This window comes from Neobacillus drentensis (genome assembly GCF_036966985.1).
GTDB lineage: Bacteria > Bacillota > Bacilli > Bacillales > Cytobacillaceae > Neobacillus > Neobacillus drentensis_E.
In genome coordinates this window covers 387-2,035 of record NZ_JBALSN010000304.1, presented here as the reverse complement: position 1 = coordinate 2,035, position 1,649 = coordinate 387, and the positions used below count along the sequence as shown (strand labels likewise).

General features: G+C 35.2%; 2 protein-coding genes. Both read left to right on the top strand.

The features are described from left to right. The first annotated feature begins 120 nt into the window (after window positions 1-120). Entirely contained in the window at window positions 121-891 is a 771-nt protein-coding gene (locus tag V7659_RS19620) for a transporter substrate-binding domain-containing protein (RefSeq protein WP_335541575.1), read from the top strand. Window positions 892-952: 61 nt separating this feature from the next. Further along, window positions 953-1,597 carry an amino acid ABC transporter permease gene (locus tag V7659_RS19615; protein ID WP_335541574.1) on the top strand — a complete coding sequence of 215 codons (645 nt, stop codon included), beginning with the start codon at window positions 953-955 and terminating at the stop codon, window positions 1,595-1,597. Window positions 1,598-1,649 lie beyond the last annotated feature (52 nt).

Sequence of the window (1,649 nt, the reverse complement as noted above, 5' to 3'; positions counted from 1 at the left end):
AAAATAATTTATATTCCAATAACTTTTGCTTTTTTCTGTTTATCAATTGTGTTATATTAATTAGGTGATTTCATTCTATTCTGCAAATGAGAATAATCTGACAAATAAGGAGAGGTTGAAATGAAGAAGTTTGGTTTATTTAGTTTGTTTTTAATCCTTACCATCTTTATCGCGGCGTGTGGAAGTAGTGACACAAAAAGCGGCAAAGAGGAAGCAGGTAAGGTGTATAAAGTTGGTGTAGATACGACGTATCCTCCATTTGAATTTAAAGAAGGAAACGAATATAAGGGTATCGATATTGAATTAATTAATGCTATTGCAAAAAGTCAGGGCTTCAAAATTGAACTTTCTCCAATGGATTTTGGTGGAATCATTCCAGCTATGCAAGCTAATCAGCTAGATGTGGCTATTGCAGGTATGAGTATTACAGAAGAAAGAAAAAAAATAGTAGATTTCTCATCACCATATTTTGATGCTGGGTTAACATTAATTGTGAAAGATGATAATTCAACTATTAAATCTGTGAATGACCTTAAAGGCAAAAAAGTTGCAGTTAAAAAAGGTACATCTGGTGCAAAATATGCACAAGACAATGCTTCAAAATTAGGAATTACTGTTGTTCAATTTAATGATAGTCCCGCTATGTTCCAAGAGGTATCTAACGGAAATGCGGATGCACTTATTGAAGATTATCCTGTAATTTCATATGCAATTGCCCAAAAAGACCTTGGCTTAAAAATCGTGGGTGATCGTTTGAACGGAGATCAATATGGAATTGCTGTTCTAAAAGGAAAAAACACGGATCTTTTGAAAAAAATCAACGATGGACTTGCTGAGTTAAAGAAAGACGGAACCTATGATAAAATTATTAAAACGTATCTAGGTGAATAATAAATACGTGAAGTTGGGGCGCGCTTAATGCGCGTCTTCTTGTTGAAAGGGGATGAACAGGATGGATATTATTTCTGCGGCTATACCGATGTTATTAAAAGGACTTCAAGTAACCTTATATATATTTGTAATAGCTATTATTTTAGGATTTTTAATTGGTTTACTTGTCGCATTATTGAGATTGGCACCGAATAAGATCTTAAATTGGATTGCAAAGGTTTATGTAGATGCGATTCGAGGTACGCCATTTATTGTCCAATTGTTTTTTATCTATTTCGGCGTGAATTCTTTACAATTGATCTCCTTAAACAGCACAACCGCTGGGATCGTCACTGTTGCCATTAATGCCGGGGCATACTTTGCTGAGATTATCAGAGCTGGAATTCAATCGATAGATAAAGGACAAACAGAAGCGGCAAGATCGATTGGTTTTACGGGGGCACAAACGATGCGATATGTGGTCCTCCCACAAGCATTTAGACGAATGCTTCCTACTATTACGAATCAGTCTATTATTAGTTTAAAAGATACTTCGCTTTTATCCGTTATTGGAATAGCCGACTTAACACAGCAAGGGCAAATTCAAGCTTCGGCAACCTTCGAAGCATTCAAGATTTGGCTGGCTGTGGGTATCATTTACTTTATCATTATTTATTTATTAACTATCTTAGCTAATTTCATCGAAAGGAGGATTCAGGTTCGATGAGCATAATTAAGGTTAAAAATCTGCGAAAATCGTTTGGTAAGGTAGAGGTTTT

What these genes read in the sequence shown, in the direction of transcription:
- V7659_RS19620 (WP_335541575.1), top strand. Translation starts at nt 121, where the DNA reads ATGAAGAAGTTTGGTTTATTTAGTTTGTTTTTAATCCTTACCATCTTT.
- V7659_RS19615 (WP_335541574.1), top strand. Translation starts at nt 953, where the DNA reads ATGGATATTATTTCTGCGGCTATACCGATGTTATTAAAAGGACTTCAA.